At 72.3% G+C, this 16646-nt stretch carries 13 protein-coding genes and 2 pseudogenes; 6 read left to right on the forward strand and 9 right to left on the reverse strand.

The window, feature by feature from the left end:
• Positions 1-18: 18 nt before the first annotated feature.
• The 5 genes from AAFF41_RS10590 to AAFF41_RS10610 form a co-directional block, all read right to left on the reverse strand.
• Entirely contained in the window at positions 19-876 is an 858-nt protein-coding gene (locus AAFF41_RS10590; protein ID WP_319745247.1) for an SGNH/GDSL hydrolase family protein, read from the reverse strand.
• Positions 873-2027, reverse strand: coding sequence for a glycosyltransferase (locus AAFF41_RS10595; protein WP_319745245.1), 1155 nt, complete (start codon positions 2025-2027; stop codon positions 873-875). The genes AAFF41_RS10590 and AAFF41_RS10595 overlap by 4 nt, the downstream gene beginning before the upstream one ends.
• Complete coding sequence (locus AAFF41_RS10600; RefSeq protein WP_319745243.1) at positions 2024-3148, reverse strand: glycosyltransferase family 4 protein; 1125 nt, start codon at positions 3146-3148, stop codon at positions 2024-2026. Before AAFF41_RS10600 ends, AAFF41_RS10595 begins: the two co-directional genes overlap by 4 nt.
• Before the next feature lie 139 nt (positions 3149-3287).
• Positions 3288-4706, reverse strand: a complete 1419-nt coding sequence (locus AAFF41_RS10605) for a HEAT repeat domain-containing protein (RefSeq protein ID WP_319745241.1) — start codon at positions 4704-4706, stop codon at positions 3288-3290.
• Positions 4707-5006: 300 nt separating this feature from the next.
• Positions 5007-5399 (reverse strand): ankyrin repeat domain-containing protein, encoded by a 393-nt coding sequence (locus AAFF41_RS10610; protein WP_054236249.1) that lies wholly within the window; start codon positions 5397-5399, stop codon positions 5007-5009.
• Between the two features lie 360 nt (positions 5400-5759).
• On the opposite strand from AAFF41_RS10610, the gene AAFF41_RS10615 reads away from it, so the two are divergent.
• Together AAFF41_RS10615 and AAFF41_RS10620 are read left to right on the forward strand one after the other, a co-directional pair.
• Positions 5760-5954: a hypothetical protein gene (locus AAFF41_RS10615; RefSeq protein WP_054236250.1), complete on the forward strand. Its 195-nt coding sequence runs from the start codon at positions 5760-5762 to the stop codon at positions 5952-5954.
• Positions 5955-5991: 37 nt separating this feature from the next.
• Positions 5992-7550 (forward strand): annotated as a pseudogene (locus AAFF41_RS10620) (P-loop NTPase family protein).
• Between the two features lie 136 nt (positions 7551-7686).
• Here the strand turns inward: AAFF41_RS10620 and AAFF41_RS10625 are convergent.
• The gene (locus AAFF41_RS10625; RefSeq protein WP_054236276.1) at positions 7687-9186 is read right to left on the reverse strand and encodes an SCO1417 family PLP biosynthesis transcription factor; all 1500 of its coding nucleotides are present in this window, start codon (positions 9184-9186) and stop codon (positions 7687-7689) included.
• A 135-nt stretch (positions 9187-9321) separates the two neighbouring features.
• Between AAFF41_RS10625 and yczE the strand changes: the two genes are divergently transcribed.
• The 4 genes from yczE (at position 9322) to AAFF41_RS10645 (ending at position 12797) form a co-directional block, all read left to right on the forward strand.
• Entirely contained in the window at positions 9322-10011 is a 690-nt protein-coding gene (gene yczE / locus AAFF41_RS10630; RefSeq protein WP_319745237.1) for a membrane protein YczE, read from the forward strand.
• On the forward strand, positions 10008-10775 hold the full coding sequence (locus tag AAFF41_RS10635; protein ID WP_319745235.1) for a glycerophosphodiester phosphodiesterase family protein: 768 nt from the start codon (positions 10008-10010) through the stop codon (positions 10773-10775). Before yczE ends, AAFF41_RS10635 begins: the two co-directional genes overlap by 4 nt.
• A gap of 42 nt (positions 10776-10817) precedes the next feature.
• A complete protein-coding gene (locus AAFF41_RS10640) occupies positions 10818-12167 on the forward strand; it encodes an MFS transporter (protein WP_319745233.1) in 1350 nt (449 codons plus the stop codon).
• A gap of 255 nt (positions 12168-12422) precedes the next feature.
• Entirely contained in the window at positions 12423-12797 is a 375-nt protein-coding gene (locus tag AAFF41_RS10645) for an RNA polymerase-binding protein RbpA (RefSeq protein WP_003977404.1), read from the forward strand.
• Between the two features lie 177 nt (positions 12798-12974).
• Here the strand turns inward: AAFF41_RS10645 and fxsA are convergent, their stop codons facing one another.
• The 3 genes and pseudogenes from fxsA to AAFF41_RS10660 form a co-directional block, all read right to left on the reverse strand.
• The gene (gene fxsA, locus AAFF41_RS10650; protein ID WP_319745231.1) at positions 12975-13544 is read right to left on the reverse strand and encodes an FxsA family membrane protein; all 570 of its coding nucleotides are present in this window, start codon (positions 13542-13544) and stop codon (positions 12975-12977) included.
• 132 nt (positions 13545-13676) lie between these two features.
• The gene (locus AAFF41_RS10655) at positions 13677-14471 is read right to left on the reverse strand and encodes a polyprenol monophosphomannose synthase (RefSeq protein WP_319745229.1); all 795 of its coding nucleotides are present in this window, start codon (positions 14469-14471) and stop codon (positions 13677-13679) included.
• 539 nt (positions 14472-15010) lie between these two features.
• Positions 15011-16625 (reverse strand): annotated as a pseudogene (locus AAFF41_RS10660) (amidohydrolase).
• Between the last annotated feature and the right edge of the window lie 21 nt (positions 16626-16646).

The following is a 16646-nucleotide window of genomic DNA, read 5'->3' on the forward strand; positions in this document are numbered from 1 at the left end:
GCCCACCGCCTCGAACCGTCATGCCGCGTCCGGCCGTTCCGCCACCGACAGGGCGGCCAGCGCGGACGCCACGGCGTGCGAGGCGCTGAGGTCGAGCCGGGCGCTGGTGCCGCGCGCCCGGTGTCGCACCTCGGCGGCGGCCAGGGTGAGCAGTTGCGGCAGCAGGTCGGTGCACCGCCGTGCCACCCACCCCGTCCCCGCGGTGGCCAGCCACCACAGGCTGGCCGACCGGGTGGGCGCGGGGAACTCGGGCTCGGCCGAGGGCGTGACCCCGGTGGCGACGCCCTCCTGTTCGAGCAGCGCGTGGAAGCGCAGGGCGAGTTGCCGGTGCCCCCGCTCCCCCGGGTGCAGCCGGTCCGCGCTCCACATCGCGCGGTCCGTGAGCCAGGCGCCCTCCGCCGCGTGCAGATGCACGGCTCCATGGCGCTCGGACAGGGCGTGCACGACCGTGTTGACGGCCCGCTGCCGCCGGGCAAGGGGCCTGGCCAGCACCCCCGGCAGCCCGAGCATCGCGCCGGGATCCGGCAGGCATGCGGTCAGCAGGACGGCGCCCTGGGCCCGGAACGCCGCGTACACCTGGTCGAGCCGCGCGGCCACGGCGTGGATGTCGAAGGTGCAGCGAAGGGTGTCGTTCACACCGATCACGACGGACACCACGTCCGGACCCAGGGCCAGTGCCGCCGGGGTCTGCCGTTCCAGGACATCGCGCGTCTGGGCCCCGCTCACCGCGAGGTTGGTGAACTCCACGGACGTGTCCGGGCCGTCGGACAGCCCGTCGACGAGCAGCGCGGCCCAGCCCCGCCAGCCCTCGCCGACGGGGTCGCCCACGCCCTCGGTCAGCGAGTCCCCGAGGGCGACGAACCGAAGGGGTCTCATCCGACGCCCTCCTGGAGGCAGGGCCGGGACTCGACCACCGCGTCGTGCGCGGCGAGGAACGCCTCCACTGCGGTGTCCCAGCCGAAACACTCCGCACGCGCGCGTGCGGCTTCCCTGCGCGCGGCCTCGGGACGACCCAGGAGCAGGCGTATCGCGTCAGCGAAGGAGTCCCCGCTGTCCGCGGCGGTGGCTCCGGCGGACCCGACCACCTCCGGCAGCGCCGACACCGCGCTGGCCACCACCGGCGTACCGCAGGCCATCGCCTCCAGGGCGGCCAGCCCGAACGTCTCGGCGGGCCCCGGAGCCATGCACACGTCGGCGGAGGCCTGCAACGCGCCGAGCAGCGCGCGGTCGGCGACATGCCCGAGAAAGGTGACGGGCAGCCGCCGCTCCCGGGCCCGCTGTTCGAGCCGGGCCCGCAGCGGCCCGTCCCCGGCGACGACGAGCACGGCACGCTCCCCGCGCCGCAGCAGCGCCTCCAGCGCGTCGAGAGCCGTACCGGGCCGCTTCTCGACGGACAGCCGGGAACACATCACGAGCAGCGCCTCGTCGGCGCGCGCGTACCGCTCGCGCACCTCGCGATCGCGCAGCCCGGGGTGTCGGCCGACCAGGTCGACGCCCAGCGGGGCCCGTACGACGTTGCGGGCCCCGATGCGGACGAACTCGCGCTCCGCGAACTCCGTGGTGCACACGACCCGCGCGTAGGTGTGCGCCGTACGGATGTTGAGGGCGTCGGCGGCCCGGCGGGCCATTCCCTCGGAGAGCCCCCAGGTCCGCAGCACGCCGTCGGCGGTCTCGTGGGAGACCATCACCGCGGGCACCCGGGCGCGCCGCGCCCAGACCCCGGTCCAGCGCAGGGTGGTCCGGTCGGAGACTTCGAGGCGGTCGGGCGCGAGCGACTCCAGGAGGCGGGCGACCCGCCGCTTGTCCGTGAGGACGCGATAGCCGCCGGTTCCGGGCAGCAGCGGACCGGGCAGCGTGATGACCCGCCCCTGCTCCGTCTCGCGGTCGGTGGCACGCTCGCCGGGGACGACGAGCACGGGCTCGTGTCCGGCGGCCAGGTAGCCGCTGCCGAGCTCCCGCAGGGCGGTGCGCAGACCGCCCGACGCGGGGGCGACGAAGTTGGCCAGCCGTACGATGCGCAGGCTCATGCCGCCACCACCGTCCGCGCGGTGAGCACGTCGGCGTAGTGGTCGATGAGCTGGTCGCCGACGGCCGCCCAGGTGCGGCCCTCGACGGTGGCCCGCCCGGCGGCGCCGTAGGCCGCTCGCAGCGCCGGATCGGCGGCCAGCGCCCCCACCGCGTCGCGCACGGCGGCCTCGTCGCGGGGCGGCACCAGCAGCCCCGTACGGCCGTGTGCGACGAGGTCGAGCGGTCCGCCCGCGGCGGGTGCGACGACCGGTACGCCGCTGGCCATGGCCTCCTGGACGGTCTGACAGAAGGTCTCGAAGGGACCGGTGTGCGCGAAGACATCCAGGGAGGCGAAGATCCGGGCGAGTTCGTCGCCGGTGCGACGCCCGAGGAAGACGGCGCCGGGAAGCGCCTCGCGCAGGCTCGTCTCGCTGGGCCCGTCGCCCACGATCACGACGCGTACGCCTTCCAGACCGCAGGCTCCGGCGAGCAGTTCGACCTGCTTCTCGGGGGCGAGCCGGCCGACGTAGCCGACGATCAGCTCACCGTTCGGCGCCAGTTCGCGCCTGAGTGCCTCGTCCCGGTACTCGGGGCGGAAGCGGACGGTGTCCACACCGCGCGGCCACAGCCGCACCCGGGGCACACCGTGTGCCTCCAGGTCGTGCAGGGCCGCGCTGGACGGGGCGAGCGTCCGGTCGGCGGCGGCGTGGACGGAGCGGATGCGCCGCCAGGCGGTGGCTTCGCCCGCGCCCACGTACGTACGGGCGTAACCGGCGAGGTCGGTCTGGTAGACGGCGACGGCGGGGACGCCGAGCCGGGCGGCGGCCGCCATGCCGCGGACGCCGAGGATGAAGGGACTGGCCAGGTGGACGATGTCGGCGCGGTGTTCGGTGATCGCAGCGGCGACGCGTCGGCTGGGGAGAGCGACGCGGACCTGGGGGTAGCCGGGGAGCGGTAGGGAGGGGACACGGACGACGGGGCACGGCGCGAGGGCGTCGGGCCCGTGCCCGGCCGCGGTGGCCGGGGCGACGACGAGGGGAGCGTGACCGCGATCGACGAGGTGCCGGGCGGTCTGGAGCGCGCAGTGGGCCACGCCGTTCACATCGGGGGGAAAGGATTCGGTCACGATGACGACACGCATACCCGTGTTGTCGCCGTGCTGGACGTGGCCGCGTCAACGTCGATCTTTCCTGCCGGGGAACGCCCCGTGAGCGTTGTACTGCACGCTTTTCCAGGTCAGCCCGCGGCCACGCCCTCCTGACCCGCGAGTCACTTCGTGTTCACACGGCGGGTGCGTCGGGCCCGATCCGGCTGCGTACGGCTGTCTGTACTTCCGCTTCCTCGGCCGGATCCGACGCCAGCCGCCGCAACTGATCGACGACGCGCGCGTCACCTGTTTCGGCGTGTCGAGCGGCCACCTCGCGGGTCGACTCCTCGCAGTCCCACAGGCACTCGACGGCGAAGCCGGCGGGGAAGGAGGGGTCGGTGGCGGCGAGGGCGCGGGCGGCTCGCCCGCGCAGATGGGACGACGCCGTCTCCCGGTAGACATGGCGCAGTACGGGTGCGGCGCAGACGATGCCGAGGCGTCCGGCTCCGTCGACGAGGGTCCAGAGTGTGGGTGCGTCGGGGCCTTCGCCGCGTACGGCCTCGCGCAGGGCGCCCAGCACCAGTTCGCTGTCCTTGGTGCCGCCCCGGCAGGCGAGCATCCGTCCCGCGGCGGCGCCGAGGGCGTCGGGCCGCTCGGCCCACCGTCGCGCCCGCTCGACGGCGGCGACACTGCGCATACGTTCGAACGCGTCGACGGCGGCCTCCCCGACGGCCGCCGTGCCACCGGTCGCGGCGACCTCGATCAGGTCGAGAGCGTCCGGATCGTTGCTGTCGGCGAGGTAGCGCAGGGCGGTACAGCGCGCTCCGTCGCCGCCGTCCCGGGCGGCCTGGAGAATCTCTGGCCGGTCCTCGGGTCCCGCGACGGCCGTGAGGCAGCGCGCGGCCGGCACATGGAGTGCGGCTCCGCGGTCGAGACCCTGCTGGGCCCACTCGAACACGGCCCGCACGCTCCACCCCGGACGTGGTCCGGTGGGGCGCAGTTGCCGTTGCCATCGGTCGAAGGAGCCCTGTTCCTGGGCGGCCCGCACACGCGTGGCGATGGATTCGCGGGAGTCGTCCGCCCACAGCCGCCAGGGCCGGGGCTCGAAGGCGTCGCGCACCTGGGCGACGAGTGCGGCCTCGCCCTCCGGATCGGCCGGGAAGCGGGCGAGGACGGGCACGGCCAGGGCGCGCAGTCCCGCGTCGTCGTCGCGCAGGGCCAGCTCGTCCAGGGCCCAGGCCCAGTTGGTGCCCGAGGCGGCGTACCTGCGCAGCAGTTCCAGGGCGTCCCGCCTGCCGTACGAGGCGAGGTGGCCGAGGACCGCGAGGGCGAGCCCCGTGCGTGACTCGCAGTCGTCGAGGATGTCCTCGGCGTCGAAGAGGTGCCGCTCGATCTCGTCGAGCTCACCGCTCAGATCGAGGTAGAGACGGGCGTAGTACAGGGAGCGGTTCTCCACCTGCCAGTCGTGGCGGGGATCGCGCAGCACACAGTGGTTCAGTGCCGCGAGCGCTTCGGCTCGCGGTGCGGTGAGCGCGTGCAGCGTGCCGTCGCCGCGGCCCCTCTGAAGCAGGCCGAGCAGCGTACCGCTGGGCGCTATGACCGGATCGAACATGGGAAACAGCCTCACATCAAGCGTCGACGCAACCGGGATCCTGCATTACCTGGCCGCGTGACAACACGTCGGAGCGCCCGCCGTTTCTTGCTTGCTGTAGACCATCTTCCTCTGCCTCTCGTCGGTGGCCCATACGGGCCGCGTCACGGCCCGCGCGGTGCGGCAACACCTGCCCAGCCATCGCGTCCGTGAATCACGACGTCATGATGACTCGGCAGTTCTTCTTGCCGCGACCGTATTTCCGGCGGCCCCGTACCGCCTCCCCCGTTTTCGGTGTTGTACCTGGTCAGCGCGGACGGATCAGCGCACGCCGAACAATTCGAGTAGTTCCGTCTTGCCGAACATCCGGGCGGTGTCGACGGCCGAGGGGGTGCCCGCGGCCGGGTCGGCGCCGCCGTCCAGAAGCACGCGGATGACCGCCGCCTCGCCCTTGAAGACGGCCCCCGCGAGGGGGGTCTGGCCGCGGTCGTTGATGCGGTCGGCCTCGGCGCCGCGCTCCAGCAGGGCGCGCACCGCCTCGGCGTGGCCGTGGTAGGCGGCGAGCATCACCAGCGAGTCACCGCGGTCGTTGGTGAGGTTGGCCGGAACACCCGCGTCGACGTACGCCACGAGCGCCTCGGTCTCCCCTCGGCGCGCCAGATCGAAGATCTTGGTCGCCAGCTCCACGACCTCGGGGTCGGGGGCTTCACTCATCGGCCGGACCACCTCTCACAAGGACAACGACAGCTACGTCATGGGGGACTGCGGGAGCGTACGACAGCGGATGGGCTGTCATGCGCAGGTCCGTACGACAGCGAAGTGTGCGGCCGTACGGGTGATTCGCCAGCGTACTGGCTCCGGCGGCACATGACCGGCGCCCACCGAGGCAAAGATCACCACAAGCCGCCCAAGAGCCGACAGGCGGCAACAGACCTGTGCAGGGGGCCCGGAACGACTCCCCCGACTGGATGAAATCAGCCGAATTTCACTCAGTTGCACCTTTTATCGTATGGATACATCCTGTGATCCTGGAAGTACTCATGGTGACTGTCCCCACGAACCAGGAGAGCACAAATGATTCTGTCCATCTCAGGCGTCGTCCTGCTCGGCATCATCGTCTTCCTCTTCTTCCGCAAGGACGGGCTCAAGGCGTCGCATGCCATGGTGTCCTCGCTCTTCGGTTTCTACCTCGCCAGCACGGCCATCGCGCCGAGCATCAAGGCAGGCGGGGAGAGCCTGGCGAGCCTCCTCGGCGGGATCAAGTTCTGACGTCCCTGCCCATCGCACGCACCTTCAGGAGACAGCAGTGGCCCGGCGCCCTCTCCCCCGCATCCTCAGCAACGGCAGCGCACAGATCGCCCGAAGCCGGGAGCTGGCCCGAACGGCGGCCGACAGCGCCACCGACGTCCTCCATCCACTGATCACGGTCACCCGTGGACTGCGTCGGCTGGCAGCCGCCGGCGGACGCAAGTGGGCCGCCACCCCCAAGGACCGGCGCGGGCCGCTGCTGTTCCTGGTGGCCTCGGTGATCCTGGTCGTGGCGCTGGTGCCGTACGGACCGCTGCTCGCCGCCATCACCCTGATGGCGGCGGCAGCATGGACGGGCCGTCAGCAGGCCTCGTCGGAGCCCACGGGCCCCGACGAGGCGCAGATCCAACGACTCCAGTCGTTGTACGACGCCCTCGTCCCGTACTTCTCCGTGGCCGAGGATCCGGCCCCCCTGTACGCCCACGGCGGCGACTGGGAGAAGGCCTTCCCCACGCACGACTTCGACGACGACGGGCGCGTGTCCCGGCTGCTCATCCGCTACCCGGCGTACTTCACGGACGGCGAGGCGGAGTCCCGGGCCCGGATCGAGCAGCTTCTGCACGCCAAGTCGGGCCGCGGTCGCGAGTACCACTTCGACTGGGACGAGGAGGGCAACGAGCTCACCATCACGGTCCTCCCGCCGCTTCCCACCGACATCGCCGCCCAGCGATTCGTCACCTCACCCGGCGAGACGGTCCTCGGCTTCACCGACCCGGCCGACGTCCAGCGCACCCTCCCCCTCACCTACGGGGAGGAACAGCGAGACGTCCCCCGGTCGTCTGGCGCACCGGCATCCGCTCCACCGAGCCGCACCTGCTGATCGCCGGCCATCCCGGCAGCGGCACGACCACACTCGTGCGCTCCATCGCGCTCCAGGCCCTTCAGTACGGCGATGTCGTCATCGTCGAGGGCGGTGGCACCGGCGAGTACGCGTGCCTGACCGGCCGGGCCGGCGTCCTCGCCGTCGAGTCCGGCCTCGCCGGGGCGCTCGCGAGTCTGGAGTGGGCCGCGAACGAGACGGAACGGCGGCTGATCTCCGCCAACCGTGCGCGGCAGGCGGGGCACCCCGCCCCCGACGACACCAAGAACCCCCTGTGGATCCTGCTCGACCGGCCGAGCGCGCTCGGACACTTCGCCGCCGCCGACGGCCGCAACGATCCCCAGGCACTCCTGCAGGTCCCACTCCGGCACGGGCGCGCGGCGGGCGTCACGGTCGTCATCGCCGAGCAGTTCGAGGACCTCGAGGCGCTCAGCGAGGCCGTGCAGCAGCACACCCGCGCGCGCGTGGTCCTCGGTCCGGCCTCTCCGGTCCAGCTGGAAGCCGTCCTCGGCGCGCCGCCGCACACCACTCCTACGCGGGAGGTGCCGCCCGGCCGCGGGTACGCCCGGCTGGGCGCGGGTCCCGTCCTGCGCCTCCAGGTTCCGGCCACGCCGGACCCCTACGACGACGCCACCAGCGAGACCCATCGACGCGCCGTCCTCGACCTGCTGCCGGAACGCACGACTCCGGCAGAGGCGGAGCCGATCCCCGCGGAGGCCGCGGTGGCGGAGGGCTGAGCGGGCTCCTGGTCGTGGAGTTCGGCCGCGGGTGAGTGGGGGCTGGTCGCGCAGTTCCCCGCGCCCCTGGGCGGGGGCTGCTCCCTCGGCCCCCACCGCCCCGCGGCCGACGAACCCACCCGGGGCCGGTCGGCTGCTAGGCCACGAACGTGCGGGGCGCTTCGTTGCCCCCGGTCGCGCCCGTTCTCACCAGGTGCGCCGCCGCGGCCAACCGGACCGCCGCCTCCTCGGCCACCGCACCCCCCACGGTGAACGGCAGCCGCACATACCCCTCGAAGGCGCCGTCGACCCCGAACCGCGGCCCGGAGGGCACCCGTACCCCCACCCGTTCGCCCGCCTCGGCGATCCGCGAGCCGGACAGTCCGCCGGTGCGCACCCACAGCGTCAGCCCGCCCCGCGGCACAGTGAACTCCCAGTCGGGCAGCGCACGGCGCACGGCGACGACGAGCGCGTCCCGGTTCTCCCGGGCCTGCGCACGCCGGATCTCCACGGCCCGCTCCCATCCCCCGGTGCTGAAGAGCCAGTTCACGGCCAGTTGCTCCAGCACGGGCGTTCCGAGGTCGGCGTACGCGCGCGCGGAGACGAGACTGCGGATGACATCGGGGGCCGCACGGACCCAGCCGATCCGCATCCCCGCCCAGAACGCCTTGCTGGCCGACCCCACGGTGATGACCGTGGACCCGGAGGGGTCGAAGCCGCACACGGGCCGGGGCATCGACAGCCCCTCCTCCAAATACAGCTCGCTCATCGTCTCGTCGACCACCAGTACGGTCCCCGCCGACCGCGCCGCGTCCACCAGGCGGCGCCGCTGGTCCTCGTCCGCGAGGGCTCCCGTCGGGTTGTGGAAGTCGGCGACGACGTACGCGAGGCGGGGCGCTGCGTCGCGCAGGACCTGGCGCCAACGCTCCACGTCCCAGCCGGCGAGCCCCTCGGCCATGGCGACGGGGACGAGCCGGGCGCCCGCCACCCGCATCAGCTGGAGGATGTTGGCGTAGGAGGGGGACTCGACGGCGATGCGTTCACCGCGCCCGGCGAAGAGATGACAGATGGCGTCGATCGCGCCCATCGCGCCGGTCGTCACCATGATCTGCTCGGGCATGGTCGGAATGCCGCGCGCGGTGTACCCCTCGGCGATCATCGCGCGCAGCGCGGGCAGCCCCGCCGGATAGTCGCCGTGCGTGTGCGCGTACGGTGGCAGCTCCTCCAGGGCGCCCTGCACGGCACGGGTGAGCCAGGGCTCCGGCGCGGGGAGTGACGCGCAGCCCAGGTCGATCATGGAACCGAGGGCCTCGGGCGGCAGCGGTTCGAGGCCGCGCGCGGGCAGCGGGTTCCCGGCGGGGACGGCGGTCCAACTGCCCGCTCCCCTGCGGGACTCCAGGAACCCTTCGCCGCGCAGCGCCTCGTAGGCCGCCGCGACCGTCGTACGGCTGACGGAGAGGGACAGCGCGAGCTCCCGCTCGGCGGGCAGCCGCGCGGCGACCGGAACCCGGCCTTCGAGGACGAGCAGCCGGATGCCGTCGGCGAGCGCGCGATAGGCGGGCGGGCGGCGGGTGCCGGGCCCCGCGGGGCGCTCCTGCTGGGAGTTGAGCAGCCGGGCGAGCTGCGCGGCCCCCATCGCCGAAGTCCACTGCGTCATGATTCCCAGTCCACCTTCCTCGGATTGGCCTTGGATGGCGCCTTCCTTCAAGCCACAGAATGTCACGAGCCAGGCCACCATCACCACCGCGGTTCATCACGGACCATCACGGGTCATCACCACAGGGGGTACCTCTTGTCCACGCGCGCCGACTCCCCGCACCGGGAACCCAGGGGAACCGGGCGACGGCTTCCTCGTCGCCTCGCCCAGCTGTACGCGGGCCTCGCGCTGTACGGCGCGAGTTCGGCCCTGCTCGTGGAGTCGGGCCTCGGCCTGGAGCCCTGGAACGTGCTGCACCAGGGGCTCGCCGAACTGACCGGTCTGACGATCGGCGTGGTGTCGATCTTCGTGGGCGCGGCGGTGCTGCTCCTGTGGATCCCGCTGCGCCAGCGCCCGGGCCTCGGCACGGTCTCCAACGTGTTCGTGGTCGGTATCGCCATGGACGGCACCCTCGCCCTGGTGCCGGACGCCCACTCCTTGGCCGTACGGATTCCGCTGCTCGTGGCGGGCATCGTGCTGAACGGCGTGGCGACGGGCCTCTACATCTCGGCCAGCTTCGGTCCGGGTCCCCGGGACGGTCTGATGACGGGCCTGCACCGGCGTACGGGACGCTCGGTCCGGTTGGTGCGCACGGTCCTGGAGGTGGCGGTCGTCGCGACCGGATTCGCGCTCGGCGGCACGGTCGGCGTCGGCACGGTGCTGTACGCCGTCGCGATCGGGCCGCTCGCCCAGCTGTTCCTGCGCGTGTTCGCCGTCCGCCCGGCACCGGGCGGCAGCACCGTCGTTGCCGCCGGTCAACCGGAGCGAGCGATACTTCCGGGGTGAGCCCGCGCATACGCCACCCGTACCTCGACCACCCCGGCCCGATCGCCTTCGCCCACCGGGGCGGCGCGGCGGACGGTCTGGAGAACACCGTCGCCCAGTTCCGCCGCGCGGTGGAAGCGGGCTACCGCTACATCGAGACGGATGTGCACGCGACGTCGGACGGCAGGCTCGTGGCCTTCCACGACGCGACCCTGGACCGGGTGACGGACGGCGCGGGGCGGATCGCGGACCTGCCCTGGGAGGACGTGCGCCACGCGCGCGTGGCGGGCAAGGAACCGGTCCCCCTCTTCGAGGAGCTCCTCGAAACCTTCCCCGACGTCCGCTGGAACGTCGACGTCAAGGCCGAACCCGCCCTCCACCCCCTGCTGGACCTCATCGGCCGCCTCGACGCCTGGGACCGCGTCTGCGTCGGCTCGTTCTCCGAGGCGCGGGTCTTCCGCGCCCAGCGTCTGGCCGGAACTCGGCTGGCGACCTCGTACGGCACCAAGGGTGTCGTGGGGCTGCGGCTGCGCTCGTACGGCATCCCGGCCGCGCTGCGCGACTCGGCGATCGCCGCCCAGGTGCCCGAGTCCCAGTCGGGCGTGCCGGTGGTCGACCGACGCTTCGTGCGCGCCGCCCACGCGCGCGGCCTGCAGGTCCACGTGTGGACGGTCAACGAACCCGATCGGATGCACCGGCTCCTGGACCTGGGCGTCGATGGCATCATGACCGATCACATCGACACGCTGCGCAGGGTCCTGGAGGACCGGGGCACCTGGGTCTGAGCCCTCTCGCGCGGTCCGTTCAGGGGGAAGCGAGGGGCACGGGTGGGCACCGAGACCGTGCGGGCACAGGCGACCGACGAGGTCACCGAACGGCGGCGCGAGCAGCGCGGCTGGTACTTCTACGACTGGGCGTGCTCCGTCTACTCGACGAGCGTGCTCACCGTGTTCCTGGGCCCCTATCTCACGTCCGTCGCCAAGCACGCGGCGGACGCGGACGGCTTCGTCCATCCGCTGGGCATCCCGGTCCGCGCCGGCTCCTTCTTCGCCTACACGGTCTCGGCGTCCGTCATAGTGTCGATCTTCGTGATGCCGATGGCGGGCGCCGCCGCCGACCGCACCGGCCGCAAGAAGCCCCTGCTCGCGCTCTGCGCCTATCTCGGCGCCACGGCCACCACGGGCATGTTCTTCCTGGACGGCGACCGCTACCTGCTCGGCGGTCTGCTGCTGATCGTCGCCAATGCCTCGGTGGCCGTGTCGATGGTCCTGTACAACTCCTACCTGCCGCAGATCGCCCCGCCCGAGGAGCGTGACGCGGTCTCGTCCCGCGGCTGGGCCTTCGGCTACGCGGCGGGCTCGCTGATGCTGGTCGTGAACCTGGTCCTGTACTCGGCCCACGAGTCCTTCGGGCTCTCCGAGTCGACGGCCGTCCGCATCTGTCTGGCCTCGGCGGGCATCTGGTGGGGCGCCTTCACCCTCGTACCGCTGAAGCGGCTGCGGGACCGGCCCACGGCGTCCGCGGGGCAGGCGCCGGGGCACGGATGGCGGCAGCTGGCGGCCACCGTGCGGGACATGCGGGGCAAACCGCTCACCCTCGCCTTCCTGTTCGCCTACCTCGTCTACAACGACGGAATCCAGACGGTCATCTCGCAGGCGTCGGTGTACGGATCGCAGGAGCTGGGGCTGAGCCAGTCGACCCTGATCGTCGCCGTGCTGCTGGTGCAGGTGCTCGCGGTCGGGGGCGCCCTGGGGATGGGACGGCTCGCACGGACGTACGGCGCGAAGCGCACGATCCTCGGCTCGCTCGTCGCCTGGACCGTGACGCTCGGCGCGGGGTACTTCCTGCCGGCGGGCGCGCCCGTCTGGTTCTTCGTCCTGGCCGCCGGGATCGGCCTGGTCCTGGGCGGCAGCCAGGCGCTCTCGCGCTCGCTGTTCTCCCATCTGGTGCCGAGCGGGAAGGAGGCCGAGTACTTCTCCGCGTACGAGATGAGCGATCGGGGGATGAGCTGGCTCGGCCCGCTTCTGTTCGGTTTGACCTACCAGCTGACGGGAAGTTATAGGGACGCGATCATCTCGCTCGTGGCCTTCTTCGTCATCGGATTCGTGCTGCTCGCGAGGGTTCCGGTGCGGCAGGCCGTGCGCGACGCGGGTAATCCCGTACCGGACAGGATTTAGCACCTGAGGCCAAAGGCCGGTAGTGTACGCGTTTGGCCTGCCAGGCGTACCGTTACTGCGCGTCAAAGATACTGAAGCGTTGGGTGACATCTGCTGCCAGATGTGACAAACCGGGCGCCGGTGGGTACAACAAGGGGCGGCTACGACGGCGACGCATGACCCGGAACGGGAATCTTTACCGCCGACCGGACGTTGACCGGATGACGACGACAGCGACACCTGTCCTGTGGGCGACAAGCCCGGGAGGCACGATTCATGAGTGAGCGAGCTCTTCGCGGCACGCGCCTCGTGGTGACCAGCTACGAGACGGACCGCGGCATCGACCTGGCCCCGCGCCAGGCCGTGGAGTACGCATGCGAGAAGGGGCACCGGTTTGAGATGCCCTTCTCGGTCGAGGCGGAGATTCCGCCGGAGTGGGAGTGCAAGGTCTGCGGGGCCCAGGCACTCCTGGTGGACGGCGACGGCCCTGAGGAAAAGAAGGCCAAGCCCGCGCGTACGCATTGGGACATGCTGATGGAGCGGCGCACCCGAGAGGAGCTCGAAGAGGTCCTCGAGGAGCGCCTGGCCGTTCTGCGCTCCGGCGCGATGAACATCGCGGTGCATCCGCGGGACAGCCGCAAGTCCGCGTAACCCCTCCGGGGGTTGGGCGGCATACCACGCACGCAGCCGCGGGCGCCGTACGCACGTCGTACGGGGCCCGCGGCTCTGTGCGTTGTGCGTGCCCCTCAGGGGCACGGAGAACTGCGCGACCAGCCCCCACCGGCCCGCAGGTGAAAACCCCACGGGCCACCGACGGGAAAGCCTCGGTCAGCGGTTCAGTGGCGGACGCGGGCCCGGGTCCGTCGTCGGGTTCTCTTCCCTGATGACCTCGCCCTGGACGACCTTGCCGTCGGGGCGATGGATACGGGCCTGCTGGAAGGCGTCGCCGACGCCGCCCGGCACGGCCTCGCGGATCTTGCGGTCGATGGCGCGCTCGGCGTAACGGCTCAGGGCCTTCTGGACGGGCGGGATCAGCAGGAGCAGGCCCAGCGCGTCGGAGATGAGCCCGGGGATCATCAGGAGCAGACCGCCGAGCATCATCAGCCCGTTGCCTTCGCCACCCCCGCTCGTGGGGGGCACCCCGCTCTGCTGCTGTTGCAGCGTCTCGGTCAGGTTGCGGAAGGCACGGCGGCCGGCCCGCTTGATGACCACGGAACCGAGGACGAAACCGGCGACCAGCAGCAGGAAGACCGCGAAACCGCTCGCCGCGCCCGCGACCACGGTCAGAAGCCAGATCTCCAGCACCAGCCAGACGGCGATGCCGAGCGGCAGGTAGGCGCGCAGCCGGGATCGACGCGGCCGCGCGGGGTATGCAGGGGTCGGTGCGCCAGTCGTCATGCACCCAGTGTGCCTGGGCACAGCTCAGTATGGGATAAGCGGATGATCAGCCGTAGCTGTGGAGTGAAGTGAGGGCGAAGTGGGAGTGGGGGGCGGCCCCACCCGGGCCCGCCCCCCACTTCGCAAGCGCTCCTACGACCTGTGCTTCCGGCCGGTGATCCGGCCGACCCGCTCCCCCACGCCCCACGTGGTGACCCGCCACAGCGCCTCCACGAGGATGTCGCGGCTCATCTTGGAGTCGCCGAGCTCGCGCTCGACGAAGGTGATGGGCACCTCGACGACGTGGAAACCGGACTTGACCGCACGCCGGGCCAGATCCACCTGAAAGCAGTACCCCTGGGACGCCACTTCACCGAGTCCGAGACCTTCGAGGGTCTCGCGGCGGAAGGCACGGAAGCCTCCGGTGACGTCGCGGATCGGCACGTCGAGCATGAGGCGGGAGTACATGCTGCCGCCGCGCGAGATGAATTCGCGGGACTTGGGCCAGTTCACGACCCGCCCGCCCGGCACCCAGCGCGACCCCAGCACGAGGTCGGCGCCCTTGAGCGCGGTCAGCAGCCGGGGCAGTTCCTCGGGCTGGTGCGAGCCGTCCGCGTCCATCTCCACGAGGACGCCGTAGCCGTGCTCCAGGCCCCAGGCGAAGCCCGCGAGATACGCCGCGCCCAGGCCTTCCTTGCCCTTGCGGTGCAGCACCTGGACATGGTCGTCCTCGGCGGCCAGCTCGTCGGCGAGCTTGCCCGTGCCGTCCGGGCTGTTGTCGTCCGCCACGAGAACGTGTGCATCGGGCACCGAGGCTCGTACCCGGCCGACGATCTTCTTGATGTTCTCCGCCTCGTTATAGGTCGGGATGATCACCAAGGCCGTGCCGAGCGGGCCGAACTGCCTCCCCTTGGCTCCTGCCGCGAGGGTCCCGTCGCCGTCGTTCACTACTGCCCCTTCAAGTCCGTACGCAGGGGTCCACCATAGTGGCCGCAGCCTGCACTGACGCGTCGGCGCGTTAGTACGGGGGTGTCGATTCGGCAAGAGCCGGGTAAGAGAGAGCCCGCCGCGCCGGAGCACCGTACTGCGGATCGGGGCCCGGCGCCCTTCGGGCCGACCTGGGACCCGCTGGCTGCGGGTCGACCGAAAGCCGTTGTCTACTGGACGTCCGGGCCCCACCCGGGTCACACCCTTCCGACAGGCGTGAACGTTCCCTCGCCGTCGCACTGGCGCTGAGCCTGGCTCCCAGTGGTGGTGCGCCGGTGCGGCACACCACCCCTGACCCAGCGGCGCTCCGGCGACTGCGTGGAAGTTCTCCGGTCGGACGTCCGGTGGTGGACCCGGCCGAACCTACCGGCCCCCCGAGGCCAGCTGTCAACACTCGTCTGACCTGCTGGTTTTCCCTCAATTACCTGGTCAGCGCGGAGGATGCGCAGGTCGCGCGACGGGGCGGCGGCGGATGATCAGCACGGCGCCACCCCCGGAGATCACTCGCCCGGCCGTACAAAGACCGTCCGCCCGCCGACGACCGTACGCAGGCACACCGGCAGGTCGCCGCCGGGGCTCAGATCGGGCAGTCCAGGAGTACCCGAACGAGGGTCGGTCGACCAGCGAGCGACGCGGTCGTCGGGGGCCTGCACGACCAGTTCCTCGGTGCGCCACACGGCGTAGTCGGCGGGCGCGCCCGGCACCAGGACTCCCGCGTCGTCCCGTCCGATCGCCCGCCACCCGCCGCGCGTATGCGCTGTGAACGCGGCGCGCACGGAGACCCGGTGCTCCGGCGTGCGGTGGAACGCGGCGGCACGCACGGTGCCCCACGGGTCGAGGGGGGTGACAGGGCTGTCGGAACCGAAGGCCAGCGGCACGCCGGTGCGCAACAGGGCCGCGAACGGGTTGAGGGCGCGGGCCCGCTCGGCGCCCAGGCGCTGGGCGTACATGCCCTCCTCGCCGCCCCACAGTGCGTCGAAGGCGGGCTGCACGGAGGCGGTGAGGCCGAGCTCGGCGAAGCCGGCGATGGTCTCCGGGGTGAGCATCTCGGCGTGCTCGACGCGGTGCCGGGCGGCGCGCACACGGGCCAGGCCGAGCTTCTCGGCGGCTGCGCGGACCCCCTCGACCACGGCGGTCACGGCGGCGTCCCCGATGGCGTGGAAGCCCGCTTGGAGGCCCGCCTCGGTGCAGGCGACCACGTGCGCGCCGACGGCGGCGGCGTCCAGGTAGGCGGTGCCGGTGTGGTCGGCGTCGGCGTAGGGCTGGTGCAGGCAGGCGGTGTACGAACCCAGGGACCCGTCGACGAAGAGGTCGCCCGCGGCGCCGATCGCGCCCAGCGCCCGGGCCTTCTCGACATCCTGTTCGGCCCAGTAGCCGACGACCCGGGTCGGCTTCCCCGGCGGCGAGGCGCAGCAGTCCGGTGAAGTCGTCCTCGGAGGAGATCTCCGGGCCCGCGCACTCGTGCACGGATCCGATGCCGAGCGAGGCGGCGTGGGCGAGCGCGGCGCGCTGGGCCTCGATGCGCTGGGCCGGGGTGACGGCGCCGAGCGCGGCGGCGCGCACGGCGTGGTGGGCGTCCCGGGTCAGGGGGCCGTCGGCGGCGTACCCCGCTCGTGCGGTGACCCCCGGGACCAGGTCCAGGAGCGCGGTGGTGACCACGGCGGAGTGCACGTCGATGCGGGAGAGGTAGAGCGGGCGTCCGCCGGCCGCCTCGTCGAGTTCGGCGCGCGTCGGGGGGCGGCCGCCGGGCCAGCGGGCCGCGTCCCAGCCGTGGCCGAGCAGCACCCGGTCGGCCGGGCGGGCGGCGGCGAACCCGCGTACGAGGGCGAGGGCGGCGTCCAGGGAGGGCGCGTCGGACAGGTCGAGGCCGGTGAGCGCGAGCCCGGTGGAGGTGGTGTGGACGTGGGCGTCGGTGAACGCCGGGGTGACCAGTGCGCCTTCCAGGTCCACGACCTCGGCGACCCCGTCGGCGAAGGCGTCGGCCGCGCCCTCCGAGCCGACCCAGGCGATCTGTCCGCGTTCGACGACCATCGCGGTGGCGAAGGGATCGGCGGGACTGTGGACTTCTCCACCGCGCAACAGCACGGTGTCCGACGTGGCGGTGCTCTCACTCATGGGGAACAGTCTCGCGCCTGG

It is taken from the genome of Streptomyces mirabilis, from assembly GCF_039503195.1.
Taxonomy (GTDB): domain Bacteria; phylum Actinomycetota; class Actinomycetes; order Streptomycetales; family Streptomycetaceae; genus Streptomyces; species Streptomyces mirabilis_D.

Bases quoted from the DNA above. Each gene is read 5' to 3' on its own strand.
- AAFF41_RS10590 (WP_319745247.1), bottom strand. From the start codon at position 876: ATGAGACCCCTTCGGTTCGTCGCCCTCGGGGACTCGCTGACCGAGGGC.
- AAFF41_RS10615 (WP_054236250.1), top strand. From the start codon at position 5,760: ATGATTCTGTCCATCTCAGGCGTCGTCCTGCTCGGCATCATCGTCTTC.
- AAFF41_RS10645 (WP_003977404.1), top strand. From the start codon at position 12,423: ATGAGTGAGCGAGCTCTTCGCGGCACGCGCCTCGTGGTGACCAGCTAC.
- AAFF41_RS10595 (WP_319745245.1), bottom strand. From the start codon at position 2,027: ATGAGCCTGCGCATCGTACGGCTGGCCAACTTCGTCGCCCCCGCGTCG.
- AAFF41_RS10625 (WP_054236276.1), bottom strand. From the start codon at position 9,186: ATGACGCAGTGGACTTCGGCGATGGGGGCCGCGCAGCTCGCCCGGCTG.
- AAFF41_RS10610 (WP_054236249.1), bottom strand. From the start codon at position 5,399: ATGAGTGAAGCCCCCGACCCCGAGGTCGTGGAGCTGGCGACCAAGATC.
- AAFF41_RS10600 (WP_319745243.1), bottom strand. From the start codon at position 3,148: ATGCGTGTCGTCATCGTGACCGAATCCTTTCCCCCCGATGTGAACGGC.
- AAFF41_RS10605 (WP_319745241.1), bottom strand. From the start codon at position 4,706: ATGTTCGATCCGGTCATAGCGCCCAGCGGTACGCTGCTCGGCCTGCTT.
- fxsA (WP_319745231.1), bottom strand. From the start codon at position 13,544: ATGACGACTGGCGCACCGACCCCTGCATACCCCGCGCGGCCGCGTCGA.